Raw genomic sequence first — 19,165 nt, forward strand, 5'->3', positions numbered from 1 at the left:
AACTCTTGCATTTGGAGACGAAGCGTCTTATAAAGATGGACATGGATGGAGCGGCAATCATTGTTTGGATTGCAGCCAGTCCAAGTGTTCAAGCGTATCGACAGTTCGGTAACGATTGTCAGCACCAAAGAGTAGATGAAGGCGCGTTTGCGCCTTTGGATATTGCATAGTTTGATTTCTATTCGGGCGCCGCACCTCCCCAACAGGTGCGGCGCTTTATTTTTGCGTCCTATACGCACGAGAATGACCGCGGACGATACTCTCCTCCTGCTGGGCGGCAGCGACATATTTATGACTTCTTGATCGTTGTCGGCCCGGTTCAGCACGTGCCAACACACCCTGTTTAATCAGTCGGAGGCCTGTCGCCACTTGTCTCGATCGAGAACGGGCCGGGCTGTATTTGGCCGCCTAACCTCTTCAGTCGCGCAGAACCGAACGAGAGCGGCTGGGATGAGCCAGACAAAATTGCCTGCGGCACCCTGGACGGTGTCATGGTCTTCCGACATGGGCGATCTTCGGATCGTCGAGATTGGGCGAATTTGCCCGGGCCAGCATCACATTAGTGCCTTTGCCATCCGCCGAGTTGTCGGCAAAGAGGATCAACCGCGATTTGCCCTGGACAGAGGGCTTGTACTGCGTGTCGTCGATGACGGACGTCTCCTGATTGAACGCCGCGACTTCGGTCTTCAAGAATTTCGCGAGACCGTCGATGAATCCCGTCGCTGCGCCAACCGTGCAGGAGGTGAATGTCAGTCGTCGTATCTTCGTCGCGGCGATCGCGACCCGAATTTGATCGAGAGCAAGAAACGCTTCGAGCCGCTTTTGCTTGTGCAGGGTGTCCTGCTTTCCCGGCGAGGTATCATCGGCGATGTTCTTCTCGTCGACCTCCTTCTGTGAGGGCCCGGACGAGCTGGTGTTGTATCCGATATGATCGCCGTCCCAGAACATGCCATTGCCGAAATTGCCCGATGTCCAGGTGAGGCCGACAGTCGCCGCGTTGGGATCCCAGATGATGATGCCTCGGTCGACATTGCCGGGAACGGCGCCGCCGTGGCCGCTGACGACGACGACGGTTCCCCCGGTTCCGGCGTCCTTGATTGCTGCCGAGACCGCGGCCACGGTGTCCGTCCAGGTCACGTTGGCGATGGAGTGCACCGTGGTGCTCCTCTCCACCCACTGAACCACCGTGGCGAATTGCTTCTTCACCTCAGCGTCGAGCCCAGCAAACTGTTTTGCCCAGTCCAACTCGACCTGGGCGGCGCCCGCGTGGACGACGGCAACCTTCTTCATGACGGAATTTCCGGAATTGCCACGCTACACCACCACGCCCGGCGGCTTCGACCTGCCCGAGCAGGCGTTGGGTATGTTTGCCAGCATCTCGTACTGGAGCATCTCCCTGTCGAGGGTGGCAATCGTCATCTTGCCGACGATATTGTCGGCCTGGGTCTGATAGCTGAAATTGATGATCTTCCGGGCCCGCTTATAGGCAAGGACAGCCGCGGCCGTGGAATGTCCGTAGGTTCGCGTCCTCAACTCATCCTTGTTGATCTGGGCGTTGTCGACGATAATCAGGGCGGTCTGAATCTTGCCGACATGCTCACCCGAGGCCCCCTCGGTCACATGGCTCGCGTCATTGACGAGGCATGACTCGAGCTTGGCGTCGCGCCGCAACAGTGCAGAGAACAGAGGCACTATGCTCCCCCTCATCGCGCCGACGAACGGCAATCCAATGGACCGGCCACACCTGCAACAAACATGCACTGAGACGATCAAAAAATAGCATACGCTCGTGTGGCGAGCAACTTGCCGGCCATACAACCAGACCGGTCATGCAACCGTTCGTCCGACGATATAGTGGGCCTGATAACGGCTCGCCAAGGCAACGATAATCCTGCGATCGCAGCTGGACTCAATCGGCTGGACACCCCTTGAATTTTCCGGGATCATCCGACTTCGCGATGTTTTGGAACATTGATGCGTGCCGAGTTCCGTCCGCCAGTGCAACACCATTGATCGCCACGCGATCGCACCTGTGAAAGGCTGTCCGTGTTGTTGGCGAGACGCTATGCGTGACGCATCGCTGTAGTTTCCGGGTGCCCCATGAGCGACACCTCGCAGACGGCGGAGCCCCTCAAACACCTGATGGCTTCGAGACCGGAATTTCTCGGTTTTGGCGCCGGGCTGCGCGAGCATCACGCCGCGCAAATCCTGGCTGACCACCCGCCTCTCGATTGGCTCGAAATCATCAGCGAGAACTACATGATGACGGGCGGGGCCCGTTTGCGGCTGCTCGAACGCTTGCGTGAGCACTATCCGATCGTGATGCACGGCGTTTCACTGTCCATTGCCTCGATTGGTGAATTGGACGAAAGCTACCTGCTCGCGCTCAAGGCTCTGGCGGACCGCCTGCAGCCACGCTGGGTTTCCGATCATCTATGCTGGACGGGTGTGCATGGCAGGAACCTCCATGATCTGCTCCCCGTTCCCTATACGCAGGAGGCACTCGACCATATCGCCGGGCGCGTCGACCGTGCGCAGGATATCCTCGGCCGCCCATTGGTCCTGGAGAACGTCTCGGCCTATGTCCGCTTCCGTCGATCGGAAATGACCGAGTGGGAGTTCATCGGGGAGCTCGCGCGCCGGACCGGGTGCTGGCTGCTGCTCGACATCAGCAACCTTCACATCAACGCCTTCAACCATGGCTTCGATCCGCACATCTTTCTCGACGGGCTGCCGGCTGACCGCGTCGCGCAGTTTCATCTCGCGGGTTACCGCGATTGCGGCACCTATCTGGTCGACACGCATGACCAACCCGTAAGCACGGAAGTTTGGGCCCTGTACGCCGCGGCGCTGCGGCGTTTCGGCCCGGTCTCGACCATGGTCGAACAGGATGACGACAGCGCCTCGCTCGGTGAGCTCGTTGCCGAGGTGGAACGCAGCCGAATTATCGCAGATGGTGTCTTGGGCAAGGCATTTCGCTGATGACCATGAGGGATCTGGCGGCCATCCAGGCCGCGTTTCAGAACGCCATTGCTGCCGGCGACGACGGCATTCTCGCCGAGATCCTCGACGGCGCGCACGAAACGCGCAGTGCTCTCGTCGACATCTATCGCGAGGCCTATCTGTTGCGGCTCTACGAGGCGGTCCGCCGCCGGAACGGCATCCTTGCGGCCTATCTCGGCGACAATGCCTTCGAAACGCTGGCACATGCCTATATCGACGCTGTGCCCTCGCGGCATACGAGTTTATGTCAGTTCTGCCGCGATTTGCCCGCATTTCTCGAGCGCAACGCGCCGTATGCCGATCGGCCCGTGATTGCCGATCTGGCCCGGATCGCGGAGGCGCTGGCCGACGCTTTCGACGCACCCGATCACACCGCCCTGGCGGTATCGGCTCCCGCCATCGCAATGGCCGATGCACAGGCGGATTTCGTAGTCATACCGCATCCAAGCGTCCGCCGGCTCAGCCTGCTTTCGAATGCGGCAACGATCTGGTCGGAATTGGAAGGCGCACGACCTGCGCCTGCGGAAATGCGATATTCCGAACCGCAAGGGGTGATCGTCTGGCGCCGACATGCGACAGTACATTTTCGTTCATTGGCCCCCGCCGAGGCAACGTTATGGGACGCAGCCTGCGCGGGAAAGCTTAGCGCTACGCCAAGCCCGAAGTCGGGCACACCCGGCAGTGGTCCCGTCGCCACCTATCTCGGCGCATGGGCCGCAGAGGGCCTGCTGAGCGACCTCGTCGCGAGATGACACGAGCCCGCGACAGCCAAGGCCGCATCTGCGGCGCTATGGTCCTCGGATCATGATAGGCTGGGAAATGGTGCCGGTTGCGGGACTTGAACTCGCGACCTACCGCTTACAAGGCGGTTGCTCTACCAGCTGAGCTAAACCGGCGTCGGTTTTGGGGTAGCAATTCGGGCCCCATCGCGCAAGTTTCCTGTGCAATGAAAGTTGGTGTAACATCCGTTACGCTCCACTGAGCGGTGGCGTGTTTCGATTGTGAGGGTCCAGCTGCGACACTTTGATGGGAACTCAGAGCCGATGATCAGTGTCTTCGACATCTTCAAAATCGGCATCGGCCCCTCGTCTTCGCACACTGTCGGCCCCATGCGTGCCGCCAATCGTTTCGTGCAGTCGCTCCGCAAGCAAGGCCGTTTCATCCACACCCACCGGGTCGAAACCGTGTTTTACGGCTCGCTGGCCTGGACCGGCCACGGGCATGCCAGCGATATCGCCGTGATCCTGGGTCTCGCGGGCGAGGAACCCGAGACCGTCGATCCCGAAACCGTCGCCGCAATCGTGGAAGACGCCACCAGCAAGGGCATGCTCGCGCTGGGCGGACGCCGCGCCATGAGCTTCGAGCGCAACCGCGACATCGTCTTCGATCGCAAGACGCAGCCCAAAGGCCATCCCAACACCCTCTCCTTCACGGCCTGGCACGAGGATGGCGCCGCCCTCGCCACGGAATTCTACTATTCCGTCGGCGGCGGCTTCGTGCTGGCGGAGGGGGAAAACGCCGCGGCGCGAGCGACGGCGGACGTCCCCTACCCGTTCCGCAGCAGCGCCGACCTGCTGCGCCTGGGGAGCGAGCACAGTCTGAGCATCGGCGGCATCGTGCTCGCCAATGAGACCGCGAGCCAGCCCGAAGCCGCCGTCCGCGAGCGGCTCGCCGGCATCCGCTCGGTGATGAATGCCGCCATCGACCGCGGCATCAGCCAGGAGGGCGAATTGCCGGGCGGTCTGCGGGTGAAGCGCCGGGCCAAGGCCCTGCATGACCGCCTGCTCAGCGATATCGGCCGCAATGTCCGCGCCCCGCATGAGGTGATGGACTGGGTCTCCCTCTTCGCCATCGCCGTGAACGAGGAGAACGCCGCCGGCGGCCGCGTGGTGACGGCTCCCACGAATGGTGCGGCGGGCATCGTGCCGGCGGTACTTCGATACTACCATGATTTTTGCGACTATTCGGAAGCCGGCGCCGACGAGTTCCTGCTCACGGCTGCGGCAATCGGCATGCTGTTCAAGATGAACGCCTCGATCTCGGGCGCGGAGGTCGGCTGCCAGGGCGAGGTCGGCGTTGCCGCCTCGATGGCGGCGGGCGGGCTTGCCGCGGCGCTCGGCGGCAGCATCGGGCAGGTCGAGAACGCGGCCGAGATCGGCATGGAGCATCACCTCGGCATGACCTGTGACCCGATCGGCGGCCTGGTGCAGATCCCCTGCATCGAGCGCAACGCCTTCGGCGCCAACAAGGCGATCGCCGCCGCCTCTCTCGCTCTGCGGGGGGACGGCACCCACAAGGTCAGCCTCGACCAGGTGATCACCACGATGCGCGTCACCGGCGCGGACATGCAATCCAAATACAAGGAAACCTCGCAAGGCGGCCTCGCCGTGAATGCGGTGGAATGCTGACGCCTTACAATCGCGATTCCCGGATCGGCCTGCGGCCATGCGCGATCGGCAGGCCAGCAGCCGCCGCGCCAAAGACTTGCGCTCCTGCGGCACAAGCCCAATAAGGCGGGGATATTCCTTCTCCGCCGATTGTTGCTAGAGCCCATGCCCGACCTTGCAGGCCATATCCTCATTCTCACCGGCCCTCCGGGTTCGGGAAAGACGACGACGGCACAAGCCCTCGCCTCCGAGCCCGGTGCGCCGGCCGTGCATCTGCACGCCGACGATTTCTGGCATTTCATCAAGAATGGCGCGATCGCGCCCTATCTGCCTGAAGCCCATCATCAGAATGCGGTCGTGATCGATGTCCTCGTCGGTGCCGCTCGGGCCTATGCCCGTGGCGGCTATTTCGTGATCCTGGACGGCATTGTCGGTCCCTGGTTCCTCTCGCCTTTCAAGACGCTCGCCATGCCCGTCCATTATGTGGTGCTGCGCCCTCCTCTGGCGGCGGCGATCGAACGCTGCCGCCTGCGCAGCGGCGACACTCTCAGCGATCCCGGGCCGATCACGGCGCTGCACCAGCAATTCTCCGATTTGGGGCCACTCGAACATCATGCCATCGCAACGGAAGGGCAGGCTCCTGCGGCCACGCTGGCGGCCGTCCGAAAGGCCGCCGCCCGCGGAAGCTTTCGGCTGAAGCCCTGATGTGCCCGAGAAAGCATCCGCCAAGGGGTCGCGAGGCAGCTATGCATTTTCTTGCAATCGCGGCTTTCCTCACCATGATTTTGACGTGAGAATCGGCCAATCGACGGCTTCTACATCCTGGCCGTGCCTAAATTCCGGCCATCAACCTTCGCTACACTCTTGTGGTGCATGGTCTTTTGCTGCAAAACGCAGCGCCTCCCCCGCCGTACGCAGCGGCCAGACGCAACAGGGCAACCGAACACTTCATGGCTTCCGACAATCGGGCTTCGAAAATTCGTATCGCTCTCGACGCGATGGGGGGCGACCACGGCCCCACGGTTGTGATTCCGGCCGCCGAGCTGGCCCTCACCCGCCATCCCGATCTGAGCTTTTTCTTCTATGGCGATGAGGCGGTCATCGCCCCGCTGCTCGTCACCCGCCCGCGCCTTCAGGCCGTTTCCAGCGTCCATCACACCGATGTCGCCATCCGCATGGACGACAAGCCGAGCCATGCCCTGCGCTATGGTCGCAAGAAATCCTCGATGTGGCTGGCCATCGACGCCATCAACAAGGGCGAGGCGGATGCCACGGTTTCGGCCGGCAACACAGGCGCGCTGATGGCGATGGCGCGCTTTTGCCTGCGCACGCTCGCCGAGATCGACCGCCCTGCCATCGCCGCCCTGTGGCCGACCCTGCGAGGCGAATCGATCGTGCTCGATGTCGGTGCCTCCATCGGTGCCGATTCCAATGCCCTGATCGACATGGCGGTCATGGGCGCGGCCATGGCCCGCATCGTGCTGGGGGTGGAAAGGCCGACCGTCGGCCTGCTCAATGTCGGCGTCGAGGAGGTCAAGGGTCTCGAAATGGTGCGCGAGGCCGGCCGTATCCTGCGCGAGACCAGCCTGCCCGACCTGACCTACCATGGATTCGTCGAGGGCGACGATCTCGGCAAGGGCACCGTCGACGTGGTGGTGACGGAGGGTTTTGCCGGCAATATCGCGCTCAAGACCGCCGAAGGCACGGCCAAGCAGATTGCTTCCTATTTGCGTTCGGCCATGTCGCGCACTCTGATGGCGCGCATCGGTTACCTCTTCGCCCGCGGCGCCTTCCAGGCTTTGCGCGAAAAGCTCGATCCCAACCGGGTCAATGGCGGCGTCTTCCTCGGCCTCAACGGCATCGTGATCAAGAGCCATGGGGGCGCCAATGCCGAAGGCTACGCTGCCGCCATCGATTTGGCCTATGATATGGTTAAACAAGAACTCATGACGAAAATCACCGAAAGCCTGAGCTTCGACCACCGCGCCGTGATGGCCGCCGCCAGCAATCCGGACGCTGCATAATGGCGACAATTCGTTCTGTCATCAGGGGCATCGGCTCCTATCTGCCGGAAAAGCGCGTCACCAATGACGATCTGTCCAAGCTCGTCGACACCTCTGACGAGTGGATCGTGCAGCGTACCGGCATCCGTGCCCGCCACCAGGCGGCGGAGGGCGAATTCACCTCGGATCTCGCCACCAAGGCGGCCGAACGCGCTTTGGCGGATGCCGGCCTGAAAGGTTCCGACATCGACCTGATTGTGCTGGCGACCTCGACGCCCGACAACACCTTCCCAGCCACGGCCACCACCGTGCAGGCCAATATCGGCATGACCGGCGGCGCCGCCTTTGACGTCCAGGCCGTGTGTACCGGTTTCGTCTATGGCCTTTCCATTGCCGATAATTTCCTGCGCTCGGGCTCGGCCAAGCATGCGCTCGTCATCGGTGCCGAGACCTATTCGCGCATTCTGGACTGGTCGGATCGTACCACCTGCGTGCTGTTCGGCGACGGTGCCGGCGCGGTGGTGGTCGAAGCCACGATGAACGACGGTTCCATCCACGATCAGGGCGTCCTGGCCACCAAACTGCGCTCGGACGGGCGTCATAAGTCGAAGCTGTATGTGGATGGCGGTGCCTCCACCACGGGCACTGTCGGCAAGCTGCGCATGGACGGCAAGGAAGTCTTCAAGCTGGCGGTCGGCATGGTGCCGCAGATCATCATCGACACCATGGATGATCTCGGTTTGCCCTATGACGCAGTGGATTGGTTCGTGCCGCACCAGGCTAATGCCCGCATCATCCACGCCACCGCTGAAAAGCTCGGCCTGCCGCCGGAGAAGGTGGTGCTCACGGTTTCCGAGCATGCCAACACCTCCTCGGCTTCGATTCCCCTGGCGCTCGACACCGCCGTCAAGGACGGACGCATCAAGCGGGGAGACCTCGTCCTCCTGGAGGCCATGGGCGGTGGCTTCACCTGGGGCGCGTCCCTGATCCGCTGGTAGTCTGACGAATTTGACGGTTGCCTGACCGAGGCGGAAGCGAACACCGGTTTCGATTGGTGGTTGACCTTGACCGATTTCGTCAATAGCTTCGCGTTTTCAGTGACATAGAGTCGGGACTTCAGTGCCGGCCCTGCTGGGATGATTTGCGGGGCGGATTCGTGGCGGGACAGGCTTCCCGCGGTTCCGGGCTGCATCGAACGGATAACAGACAGGTGGCCTCTTCATGGAGCCTGTCCAACGTGGGGCATGAAAGCGATGGCGGGAAATACCGTCACAAGAGCAGATCTTTGCGAAGCGGTTTACCAAAAAGTGGGCCTGTCGCGGACCGAGTCCTCGGAACTGGTCGAGATGGTCCTGCATGAAATCTCCAGTTGCCTCGAGCGGGGCGAGACGGTGAAGCTGTCGTCCTTCGGCTCCTTCGTGGTGCGCTCCAAGGGCGAGCGTATCGGCCGCAATCCCAAGACCGGCAAGGAAGTGCCCATCTCCCCTCGCCGCGTCATGGTCTTCAAGCCTTCCAACATTCTCAAGGCCCAGATCAACGGCGAGAATGTCGACGGCGTGACCGACGACTAGTCGGACTTCGGCCTTGCTGGCAAATTCATAATTGATTGATCAGTCCAAGTTTGCGAGAGAGAGGGCAATTCCGGTGCATCCGCGCCATCCGTGCGCATGACGAGCATCTCCCAAACCATCCGTCGTTGCGGCCGCCCCCACCCGCCGGGAATGGCCATTTCCTTTCCCTCCAACGGTTTCAAGCTACCATCCGATGATGTTTTGGGTTGGAAACAAGTGATAAACGCTTGTCTTTCATTACAGAATCGGACGAGTGATAGGGGAAAGGCACGATTCGCCGCTTTCCGCTCGGGAGTCCGGCAGCATGGAAAAAGCACCTGACGCGTTTCGCACGATCAGCGAGGTCGCCGAGGATCTCGACCTGCCCCAGCATGTCCTGCGCTTCTGGGAAACACGCTTCAGCCAAATCAAGCCGCTGAAGCGCGGTGGCGGGCGTCGCTATTATCGCCCTGACGACATCGACCTGCTCAAGGGCATTCGCTACTATCTCTATGGCGAGGGCTACACCATCAAGGGTGTGCAGCGCATCCTCAAGGAGCGTGGCAATCGGCATGTCATCGAGATCGGCCGGGCTCAGAACGAGGACTATGTGCCGCCCGTCGCGGTGATCCCACGGGCCGACGAGGAAGAGCGCCGCCGTGAGCGGGCTGAATGGCCCGAGGCAGAGGCCCCTGCGCCGGGTGGTCGCGCGAGCGACTACGACGAGGGCGATGATCGGATCGAGCCGGTCTTCGACGAAGAGCCCGAAGCCTATGAGCCGCCGCCGGCGCAGGCTTCGCTGCCGCTGTCATCCCTGGCAGGCCCGCCCATGCGCAGCGAGCCGCGCCCGGCGCCGCATCCGGTCGCGCAGACCGAAAGCGGCAGCGGCTTGTCGCTGAGCGAGGAGCGGCGCAGGCGGCTGCAGACGGTTCTACTGGAACTCGGCGAGTGCAAGCACATCCTGGAAGCTGCCCGCGGCTGATGGATCGTTCGACGGGAAACTGCCGCGGCTGGGACCGCGGACGTCCCGTCCGCTCTGCCTAGACAGCCGGCGGAGCGTTCCGGGAAGCGGACCAGACGTTCGTGGTTCCAGGCGCACCGCCATAACGAAAAGGCTTCGGCGAATTGGCCAGCGCATCTTCACCGGCGGTTCATACCGCGACTACTCCCTATGACGCTGTCATCATCGGCGGTGGCCATAACGGCCTGACCTGCGCCTATTATCTCGCCCGGGCCGGCCGGCGGGTGAAGGTGCTCGAGCGCCGCTCCGTCGTCGGCGGCGCCGCGGTGACCGAAGAGTTCCATCCTGGCTTCCGCAATTCCGTAGCCTCCTACACGGTGAGCCTGCTCAATCCCAAGGTCATCAGGGATATGGAGCTGGAGCGTCACGGCCTCAGGGTGGTCGAGCGCCAGGCCTCCAATTTCTTCCCCTTCCCCGACGGGCGCTACATCCTTTGCGGCGAGGGCCGCACACAGGACGAGATCGCCAAGTTCAGCCAGAAGGATGCTGCTCGCTTCCCGGCCTATTGCGACGAGATCGACACCATCGCCGACGTGCTGCGCGATCTCATCCTGGAGACCCCGCCCAACGTCTCCGACGAAGGCTGGTTCGGCTCGCTGCCGGAATTGCTGCGCGCTGGCAAGCTCGGGCATCGGCTATCCAAGCTCGACATGCATCATCGCCGCGTGCTGCTCGACCTCTTCACCAAATCGGCGAGCGACTATCTCGACGGTTGGTTCGAAAGTCCGGAGGCGAAGGTCCTGTTCGGCTTCGACTCCATCGTCGGCTCCTATGCCGCCCCCTCGACGCCGGGTTCGGCCTATGTGCTGCTGCACCACGTCTTCGGCGAGGTAAACGGCAAGAAGGGCGCCTGGGGCCATGCCATCGGCGGCATGGGTGCGATCACGCAGGCCATGGCCAACGCCGCCCGCGAGGCCGGCGCCGAGATCGAGACGCAGGCCCCCGTCCGTCGCCTCATCGTGGAGAAGGGCGTCACGGCCGGCGTGGAACTGGAGGATGGCCGCGTCATCCGCGCCAAGGCCGTCGCCGCCAATATCGGCCCGCGCCTGCTCTTCGACAGGATCGTGCCGGAAGATGCCGTGCCGGCCGATTTCCTGCAGCGCATCCGCCGTTTCAAATGCGGCTCGGGCGTGCTGCGCATGAATGTGGCACTCTCCGAATTGCCCAGCTTTACCGCCCTGCCCGGCAAAGAACAGGGCATCCACCACACCGCCGGCATCATCATCGGGCCGAGCCTTGACTATATGGAAGAGGCCTTCCTGGAGGCCCGTCGTAACGGCTGGAGCCGGCAGCCGATCGTGGAGATGCTGATCCCCTCCACGCTCGACGACACGCTCGCACCCAAGGGCCAACACGTCGCCAGCCTGTTCTGCCAATATGTGGCGCCGCAACTGCCGAATGGCGCGAGTTGGGACGCCCATCGCGAGGAAGTCGCCGACCTGATGATCGACACGGTCGAGCGCTACGCCCCCGGCTTCAGGCAGAGCGTGCTCGGACGCCAGGTGCTGACGCCCCTCGATCTCGAACGGGTGTTCGGCCTGGTCGGCGGCGACATCTTCCACGGCGCGCTGTCGCTCGACCAGCTCTTCTCGGCCCGGCCCATGCTCGGCTATGGCGATTACCGCACACCGGTAAAGGGGCTCTATATCTGCGGCTCAGGCACGCATCCCGGCGGCGGCGTCACCGGGGCGCCCGGCCATAACGCCGCACGGGAGATGCTCTGCGACCGGGTCTAGGCCGTCATCCCGCGCGCGGTGCAGCACGAAGTAGCGCGCCGCAGACGCGGGACCGCGATGAAAATGAGATCCATCCCGTGGGCGATCCCGGATCTGCGCCGCACCACTTCGTGCTGCTGCGCGTCCGGGATGACCGCTATCTCACAGCAATTCCTCGATGGCAATCGGGAAATGCCTCACGCGCTTGCCGGTCGCGTGCCAGACGGCGTTGGCCACGGCACCGGCCGTGCCGGTGATGCCGATCTCGCCGACGCCCTTGATGCCGAGCGCGTTCACATGCGGATCGTGCTCCTCGACCAGGATGGCCTCCAGTGACGGTACGTCGGCATTGACGGGCACATGGTATTCGGCGAGATCCGCATTCATGATCCGGCCGGAACGGTGATCGATCACCGCATGCTCGTGCAGCGCGAAGGAGACCCCCCAGATCATGCCTCCGAGATACTGGCTGCGAACCAGATGGGGGTTGATGATCCGGCCGGCCGCAAAGGCGCCGACGAGCCGGCTGACACGCACCTGCCCGAGATCGGGATCGACCTTGACCTCGGCGAACACCGCGCCATGGGCATGCATGGCATAGCTCGCCTGCGACGCGGGGTCGGCGCTGCCGCGCCCCCGGGCCTCGATTTCCGCCAGGCCTGCGCGGCCGAGAATATCGGCATAGCTCTCGCTGCGGCTTTCATCGTCGCGTCGATGGAGACGGCCGTCGCGGGCGATCACCCCGGCATTGCCGGCGCCGAACAGCGGCGAGCGCTCGTCGCCTACAGCCAGATCCGCCAGCTTGGCGATCACCGCCGCACCGGCTTCATGGATCGCCGCACCGGCCGTTGCCGTATGCGCCGAACCACCGGCGATGCCGGCATCCGGCAGGTCGGAGGTACCTGCCCGGAATTCCACGCGGTCGATGTCGAGCCCCAGGCCGTCGGCAGCGATCTGGGCCAAGGCTGTCCAGGCTCCCTGTCCCATGTCATGGGCGCCGGTCTCCATCAGGCCGGAACCGTCGCGCCGGATCACGGCCCGCGCCTCGGCCTGGAACATCAGGGCCGGAAAGATGGCCGTGCCCATGCCCCAGCCGACGAGAAAGCCGGCTTCGTCGCGCATCGCGCGGGGGGCGAGCGGCCGGCCGGCCCAGCCGAAACGCTTGGCGCCTTCCGCATAGCATTCGCGCAGGGCTTTCGAAGAGAAGGGCTTGCCGGTGGTTGGTTCGATTTCGGCATAGTTCCTGAGCCGGAACTCGAGCGGATCGATGCCACTTGCCCAGGCCGCTTCGTCCATCGCGCTTTCCAGCGCGATGGAACCGGAGGCCTCGCCGGGCGCCCGCATGAACAGCGGGGTTCCCGTATCGGTGCGCACGGCGTCATAGGTGGTGGCGATGGCAGGGCTGGCATAGAGCGCATGCGAAGCGCTGGCGGCAGGCTCGAAGAAGTCGTCGAAGGTCGAGGAAGCAGTCCTGGCGTGATGGACGAGCGCCCTCAGCGCCCCGTCTGCGGCAACGCCGAGCTGCAAAGTTTGCCGGGTAGGCGCGCGATGGCCCACCGGCCCGTACATCTGATCGCGCCGAAGCACGAGCTTCACCGGCCGGCCGACGAGGCGGGCCGCCATGATGCCCAGGATCTGGGGCCCCGAAACCAGCCCCTTGCAGCCGAAGCCGCCGCCGAGAAACGGGCTGCGGATATGGATCTTGTCCGGTGCGATGCCGAAGAGGCCGGCAATGCGGCCCTGCGCCATCGCCATGCCCTGGCTAGGCGTATCGATCGAAAGGCTGTCGCCCTGCCAGCTTGCGACGATGGCATGCGGCTCGATCGGGTTGTGATATTGGGTGGGCGTCTCGTAGACGGCCTCGATCCGCTTGTCCGCCTCGGCGAAACCGGCCTCGATGTCGCCATGCACGGTTTGCGAGGGGTTGCCGACGCCCACGGCCGCCGGCACGAAGCTGTCGCCATCGAGGCCGACCCTGGTTGTTTCCATCTCGTAGCGTGGGGCCAGCAGGGCGGCGCCCTCCGTCGCGGCTTCCAGTGACTGCGCGATCACCACGGCGATGGGCTGCCCCGCATAGCGCACGCGGTCGTTCTGCAGGACATCGAGCCGGAACATGAAGGGATGGTCCTTGGCATCCGGATCCTGCGCCAGCGCCGGCTTGTGATCCGGTGTCATCACCTCCACCACGCCCGGATGGGCCTTGGCCGCCTCGACGTCGAGAGCGGCAACCCGGCCACGGGCAATCTGCGCCGCGGCGATCACGGCGTAGAGCATGCCAGCAGGATGATTGTCGGCCGCGTAGCGTGCGGCGCCGGTAACCTTGAGCACGCCGTCGCGGCGCGTCAAAGGCTGGCCGATATTGGAGCCGTGCCGGACATGAGCGGGAGACCGGTTCGGCTTGAGGTCGGGCGTGACGAGTTCAGGCATCTCGGCGTGCTCCGGGCAGGGTTGAGAAAGGAGAACCCGGCAAAGCGGGGATACGATCCGGCGTGCCGGCGGCCGCTTCGGCCAGGGCGCGCGCAAGCGTGCGGCGCGCGAGTTCAATCTTGAATTCATTGTCGCCCGAAGGCTTCGCCCCGGCGAGGGCGGCCTGCGCCGCGCGCCGGAAGACGCCTTCGTCCGGCACGGCGCCGGTCAGGGTCGCTTCCGCTTCGAGCGGCCGCCAGGGCTTGGCCGCAACGCCGCCAAGCGCCAGCCGCGCCTCCTCGATCACCCCATCCCTGAGGCGCAGGGCAGCGGTCGCCGAGACCACGGCAAAGGCATAGGATGTCCGCTCGCGAACCTTGAGATACCGGGCATTCGCCGCAAAGCCGGCGGCATCGCCGGGCAATCTCACCGCCACGATCAGTTCGCCCGGCTCCAGAGCCGTATCGTGCTCCGGCGCATCGCCCGGAAGACGATGCAGATCGCCGAACGGGATTTCACGACGCCCTGCCCTGCCCTCGATTTCCACCATGGCGCCGAAAGCCGCCAGCGGCACGCAGAAATCCGAGGGATGGGTTGCGATGCAGGCCTCGCTCCAGCCCAATATGGCATGCAGGCGGTTCTCGCCGCCCCGGGCATCGCAGCCCGACCCCGGGGCGCGCTTGTTGCAGGCGCCGGTGACGTCGAAGAAATAGGCACAGCGTGTACGCTGCATCAGATTGCCACCGACGGTCGCCGCATTGCGCAGCTGGCCGGACGCACCCGACAGCAGCGCCTCGGCAATCGCGGGATAGGTTTTCGAGAAAACCGGATCATGGGCGAGATCCGCATTGCGCACCAGCGCACCGATCCTGACGCTGCCATCGGGCTGCCATTCGACCGCACCGAGATCCGGCAGACGGGTGACATCCACGAGCCGGTCGGGACGGCTCACGCCGGTCTTCATCAGATCGAGGAGGTTGGTGCCGGCCGCGAGAAAGGCAGAGCCGGGCTGGGACGCCGCCGCGACGGCTTCGGCGATGGTGGCGGGCCTCACATAATCGAAGCTCTTCATGCCGATTTCCTCCGGTCGCCCTCGGCGAGGACATGATGAGCCTCCAGCACGGCCTCGGTGATGCCGGCATAGGCGGAGCAGCGGCACAGATTGCCGCTCATCCCCTCGCGAATACGCTCGGGATCGTCGCCCGCCTGGCCTTCACGGAGAAGGCCGATGGCGCTCATGATCTGGCCGGGCGTACAGAAGCCGCACTGGAAACCGTCATGGGCGATGAAGGCCGCCTGCATGGGGTGGAGATTCTCGCCCTGGGCGATGCCCTCGATGGTTTCGATCGACGCGCCATCATGGCTGACGGCAAGCGCCAGGCAGGAATTGATGCGGCGGCCGTCGACCAGAATGGTGCAGGCGCCGCATTGACCGCGGTCGCATCCCTTCTTGGTGCCGGTGAGGTCGAGGCGCTCCCGCAGGAGATCGAGAAGCGTCACCCTGGGATCGTCGAGTTCAACATGGCGTTGCTCGCCGTTGACGGTGAGGCTGATGGAGAAAGTCATGCACTGCTCCAATCGACTGATTTTTTGAACTGTCGAGGCTGCGGAGAGCGAAGCGCTTTTGGGGTGTGGCCGATTCTCTCGGAACGAAAAGCGCCCGTGTCTTCAGAGTCTCCTGGGAGCACGACCCGGAGGGACCGAGCTCCCGGCTTCGGGTCGCCGGACATAATCTCGGCGCCCCGCTGCAAACGCATCGCCCGGCAAGGCCGGGCTTCGATTTGATTGAAAAGCATCTGTCTGTTTTGATGCTCATGCAGTATTTATACGGAGGGTCCCTCCGTTTTGCAAGGGGCAGGCTGACTGAATTCAGATGGTGGAGCGAAACGGGAAAACAAGCCGCAAGCCGCGCGCCGATGCGATCCGCAATCGGGAACGGCTGCTGGCGGCCGCCAAGACCGTCTTCAGCAGGGGTGGCTCCGAGGCGAGCCTGGAGGCCGTCGCAAGGCAGGCGGAAGTCGGCATCGGCACGCTCTACCGCCACTTTCCCACCCGCGAATCACTGTTCGAGGCGGTCTATCGGCAGGAAGTGGATCATCTCAGCGAATTGGCGGAGCAACTGAAGGACGGCATGGAGCCGGTCGATGCCGTCCGTCGCTGGCTGCATGCCAATGTGCAATTGGTCGCGACCAAGAAAGGCATGCTGACGGCATTGGCGCTCGCCGCCTATGCTCCGTCCGAACTCTATGCCTATTCCTTCGACCGTCTGACCACGGCACTGGGCATCCTGCTGGCCCGGGCCGTTGCCGCCGGACAGATGCGGGCTGATATCACGCCGGAGGACCTGCTGCGGGCCCTGGTAGGCATGTGCTACATGCGCGACCATCCCGGCTGGCTGGAAGCCGTACAAAGGCTCGCCGACGTTTTCGTCGACGGCCTGTGTGTCGGAGCTGCCAAGGCAGGTTGAATCTCCGGTCGCCGGGCCTTCCGATCACCCTGCTTTGCGGATGCGCACCGGCACGGATTTGTAGGAAGGCGTGCCGCTTTCCTCATCCTTGTGGTCGAGGGGCACCAGCCCATTGGCTTCGGGATAATAGGCCGCGACCGAGCCACGGGCGATGTCATAGGCGATGGCGGTGAGGCTGAGGCGCCGGGGTTCGCCCGACGGCAGCGCCGTCTCGATCTCGACGAGATCGCCATGCTCCAGTCCCAGACGGGATAGATCCGCCTCGTTCACGAACAACACGTCGCGGCGGCCGAACACGCCGCGATAGCGGTCGTTCAACCCGTAGATCGTGGTGTTGTACTGGTCATGGCTGCGGATGGTCGCCAGCTTGAGCAGGCTGGCATCGGCCATCATCGCGTCCTCCTCAAGTCCCTTGAAGGGCAGGAACTCGGCCTTGCCCGAGGGAGTCGGCCAGATGCGCTCCGTCGGCGGCAGCGGCAGGCGGAAGCCGCCGGGGATGCGAATCCGCCGGTTGTAATCCTTGAAGTCCGGCAGGACGCTCTCGATCGCATCGCGGATGAGATCGTAATCGGCGACCATTTCCGCCCAATACACCTTGCTGTTCGGCAGCGTCGCCATCGCCATGCCGGCGACGATGGCCGTCTCGGAGCGCAGGTGCTCGGAGGCCGGCGGCAGCTTGCCGCGCGAGGCGTGCACCATCGACATGGAATCTTCCACCGTCACCGCCTGGGGCCCGCTCGCCTGCATGTCGCGCTCGGTTCGCCCCAGCACCGGCAGGATGATCGACTGCTTGCCGATGAGCAGTTGCGAGCGGTTCAGCTTGGTGTCGAGATGCACCGCAAGGTCGAGCTTGCGCATGGCGGCTTGGCAGCGTTCGGGGTCGGGCATGGCGACGGCGAAATTACCCCCCAGGCAGATCAAGACCTTCGAGCTGCCCGCGTCGATCGCTTCCATGGTGGCCACCGCGTCATGGCCGTGATGGCTCGGCGGCTTGAAGCCGAAGGTGCGCTCGATCCCCTCGAACAGGACAGCGTTGGGTTTTTCGGTAATGCCGACCGTCCGGTTGCCCTGTACGTTGGAATGGCCGCGCAAGGGGCAGATGCCCGCACCCGGCTTGCCGAAATTGCCCTTCAGCAACAGGAGATTGGCAATCTGCTGCACATTGGCGGTTCCCCGGTTGTGCTGCGTGATGCCCATGCCGTAGGCGACGATGGTGGCATTGGAACGGGCATAGGCTTCCGCGACTTCGCCGAGCTGGGCCTTGCTGAAGCCGCTGATGGCCTCGATGGCCTGCCAGGAGGTGGCGCCGAGATCGGCTGCGAACTCGGCAAAGCCGTGGGTGTGGGTGGTGATGAAATCGTGGTCGAGTATCTTGTTGCCCGACGCCTCGTCCATCTCGACCAAGGCCTTCATCACGCCTTTGAGGGCGGCGGCGTCCGCGCCGACCTTGACCTGATAGTAGGACGAGGCGATCCGCGTGGAACCGAAGGTCCCCATCTCGATGGGATTCTGCGGATCGGCGAAACGTTCGAGCGCCCGCTCCTTCAGGGGGTTGAACACGATGATCGGCACGCCGCGCCGCGAACATTCATGCAGCGTGCCCATCATGCGCGGATGGTTGGTGCCCGGATTGTGCCCCAGCGAGAGGATCAGCTCGCAATGGTCGAAATCCTCCAGTGAGACGGTGCCCTTGCCGATGCCGATCGATTGCGGCAGGCCGACGCTGGTGGCCTCGTGGCACATGTTCGAACAATCGGGAAAATTGTTGCTGCCGAATTCGCGCGCGAAGAGCTGGAACAGGAAAGCCGCCTCATTGGAGGCACGGCCGGAGGTATAGAATTCGGCCATGTTCGGATCGGGCAGGCTATGCAAGGCGGCGGCGATGCGGGCGAAAGCATCATCCCACTCGATCGGCTGATAGGTGTCCGTCTGCGAATCATAGGCCATCGGATGGGTGAGACGGCCCTCGTTCTCGAGGTGATAGTCACTCCAGCCCAGGAGCTCGGTGACGGTGTGTTCGGCGAAGAATTCCGGCGTGACGCGCCTGCTCGTCGCCTCCCAGGTCACGGCCTTGGCACCGTTCTCGCAAAACTGGAACGTCGAGCTGTGCTCCTTGTCCGGCCAGGCACAGCCAGGGCAGTCGAAACCATCCGGCTTGTTCATCCGCAGCAAGGTCAGCGGTGCCTCGAGCACTTCCATCTGCGTGCGCACGGCCGCCGCCGTCGCCTTGAGAGCCCCCCAACCACCGGCCGGGCTACCATATGGCCTGATGCCAGGAACGTCGCGCTTGCGGGCCATATGTCCCTCTGCTCCCCTATGTCACATGTGGATCGTCACGGGTCGCGGCCAGCCCGGCAGCCCTCGCATATCGAGGAGCATGTCGGATCATTGAGGCTTGCCCCTCGGCCAGCTTGCTTGTTCTCCCTCTCCTGTCAACCGGCGTGGGAATGCCGGTGAGCTCGATCGGCCGGCGCCGTACCGCGGTTTGCTGGACCTGTTCGTCGGCGGCCAATCCGGCTCGCCCATAGGCGCTAACATTGCAGAGGCATGCACCCGATACGCCGTGTTCTGCAAAATGCATCGTTTCCAAGAATGCCGATCTGAAGATCGGCA

The 19,165-nt window shown here is 63.8% G+C and carries 16 protein-coding genes and 1 tRNA gene; 10 read left to right on the forward strand and 7 right to left on the reverse strand.

Annotated elements, in window-relative coordinates:
- Positions 1-489 precede the first annotated feature (489 nt).
- Entirely contained in the window at positions 490-1,290 is an 801-nt protein-coding gene (locus J8I29_RS07655; RefSeq protein WP_209431187.1) for a hypothetical protein, read from the reverse strand.
- 24 nt (positions 1,291-1,314) lie between these two features.
- Positions 1,315-1,692: a hypothetical protein gene (locus tag J8I29_RS07660; protein ID WP_209431188.1), complete on the reverse strand. Its 378-nt coding sequence runs from the start codon at positions 1,690-1,692 to the stop codon at positions 1,315-1,317.
- A 408-nt stretch (positions 1,693-2,100) separates the two neighbouring features.
- On the opposite strand from J8I29_RS07660, the gene J8I29_RS07665 reads away from it, so the two are divergent.
- Positions 2,101-2,982: a DUF692 domain-containing protein gene (locus tag J8I29_RS07665; RefSeq protein WP_245196765.1), complete on the forward strand. Its 882-nt coding sequence runs from the start codon at positions 2,101-2,103 to the stop codon at positions 2,980-2,982.
- 5 nt (positions 2,983-2,987) lie between these two features.
- A complete protein-coding gene (locus J8I29_RS07670; RefSeq protein WP_209431189.1) occupies positions 2,988-3,755 on the forward strand; it encodes a putative DNA-binding domain-containing protein in 768 nt (255 codons plus the stop codon).
- A 68-nt stretch (positions 3,756-3,823) separates the two neighbouring features.
- On the opposite strand, the gene J8I29_RS07675 is transcribed toward J8I29_RS07670, so the two are convergent.
- Positions 3,824-3,899, reverse strand: a tRNA-Thr gene (locus J8I29_RS07675).
- 147 nt (positions 3,900-4,046) lie between these two features.
- Between J8I29_RS07675 and J8I29_RS07680 the strand changes: the two genes are divergently transcribed.
- From J8I29_RS07680 to J8I29_RS07710, 7 genes are all read left to right on the forward strand, one after another.
- Positions 4,047-5,411, forward strand: coding sequence for an L-serine ammonia-lyase (locus J8I29_RS07680; RefSeq protein WP_209431190.1), 1,365 nt, complete (start codon positions 4,047-4,049; stop codon positions 5,409-5,411).
- 144 nt (positions 5,412-5,555) lie between these two features.
- A complete protein-coding gene (locus J8I29_RS07685; RefSeq protein WP_209431191.1) occupies positions 5,556-6,095 on the forward strand; it encodes an AAA family ATPase in 540 nt (179 codons plus the stop codon).
- 245 nt (positions 6,096-6,340) lie between these two features.
- On the forward strand, positions 6,341-7,414 hold the full coding sequence (gene plsX, locus J8I29_RS07690; RefSeq protein ID WP_209431192.1) for a phosphate acyltransferase PlsX: 1,074 nt from the start codon (positions 6,341-6,343) through the stop codon (positions 7,412-7,414).
- Positions 7,414-8,391: a beta-ketoacyl-ACP synthase III gene (locus tag J8I29_RS07695; protein WP_105862005.1), complete on the forward strand. Its 978-nt coding sequence runs from the start codon at positions 7,414-7,416 to the stop codon at positions 8,389-8,391. The genes plsX and J8I29_RS07695 overlap by 1 nt, the downstream gene beginning before the upstream one ends.
- A 255-nt stretch (positions 8,392-8,646) precedes the next feature.
- Positions 8,647-8,964, forward strand: a complete 318-nt coding sequence (locus J8I29_RS07700; RefSeq protein ID WP_105862006.1) for an integration host factor subunit alpha — start codon at positions 8,647-8,649, stop codon at positions 8,962-8,964.
- A gap of 304 nt (positions 8,965-9,268) precedes the next feature.
- Positions 9,269-9,925: a MerR family transcriptional regulator gene (locus tag J8I29_RS07705; RefSeq protein WP_209431193.1), complete on the forward strand. Its 657-nt coding sequence runs from the start codon at positions 9,269-9,271 to the stop codon at positions 9,923-9,925.
- A 143-nt stretch (positions 9,926-10,068) separates the two neighbouring features.
- Complete coding sequence (locus tag J8I29_RS07710) at positions 10,069-11,700, forward strand: NAD(P)/FAD-dependent oxidoreductase (RefSeq protein WP_209431194.1); 1,632 nt, start codon at positions 10,069-10,071, stop codon at positions 11,698-11,700.
- Positions 11,701-11,841: 141 nt separating this feature from the next.
- On the opposite strand, the gene J8I29_RS07715 is transcribed toward J8I29_RS07710, so the two are convergent.
- From J8I29_RS07715 to J8I29_RS07725, 3 genes are read right to left on the reverse strand one after another with little or no spacing between them, the layout of a single operon-like run.
- A complete protein-coding gene (locus J8I29_RS07715; RefSeq protein ID WP_209431195.1) occupies positions 11,842-14,106 on the reverse strand; it encodes a xanthine dehydrogenase family protein molybdopterin-binding subunit in 2,265 nt (754 codons plus the stop codon).
- Positions 14,099-15,157 carry a xanthine dehydrogenase family protein subunit M gene (locus tag J8I29_RS07720; protein ID WP_209431196.1) on the reverse strand — a complete coding sequence of 353 codons (1,059 nt, stop codon included), beginning with the start codon at positions 15,155-15,157 and terminating at the stop codon, positions 14,099-14,101. Before J8I29_RS07720 ends, J8I29_RS07715 begins: the two co-directional genes overlap by 8 nt.
- The gene (locus J8I29_RS07725; RefSeq protein ID WP_105862011.1) at positions 15,154-15,651 is read right to left on the reverse strand and encodes a (2Fe-2S)-binding protein; all 498 of its coding nucleotides are present in this window, start codon (positions 15,649-15,651) and stop codon (positions 15,154-15,156) included. Before J8I29_RS07725 ends, J8I29_RS07720 begins: the two co-directional genes overlap by 4 nt.
- A gap of 307 nt (positions 15,652-15,958) precedes the next feature.
- Between J8I29_RS07725 and J8I29_RS07730 the strand changes: the two genes are divergently transcribed.
- Positions 15,959-16,552, forward strand: a complete 594-nt coding sequence (locus J8I29_RS07730; protein WP_209431197.1) for a TetR family transcriptional regulator — start codon at positions 15,959-15,961, stop codon at positions 16,550-16,552.
- 24 nt (positions 16,553-16,576) lie between these two features.
- Here the strand turns inward: J8I29_RS07730 and J8I29_RS07735 are convergent, their stop codons facing one another.
- Positions 16,577-18,850, reverse strand: coding sequence for an FdhF/YdeP family oxidoreductase (locus J8I29_RS07735; RefSeq protein WP_209431198.1), 2,274 nt, complete (start codon positions 18,848-18,850; stop codon positions 16,577-16,579).
- Positions 18,851-19,165: the final 315 nt, after the last annotated feature.

This window comes from Labrys sp. LIt4, assembly GCF_017813775.1.
GTDB lineage: Bacteria > Pseudomonadota > Alphaproteobacteria > Rhizobiales > Labraceae > Labrys > Labrys okinawensis_A.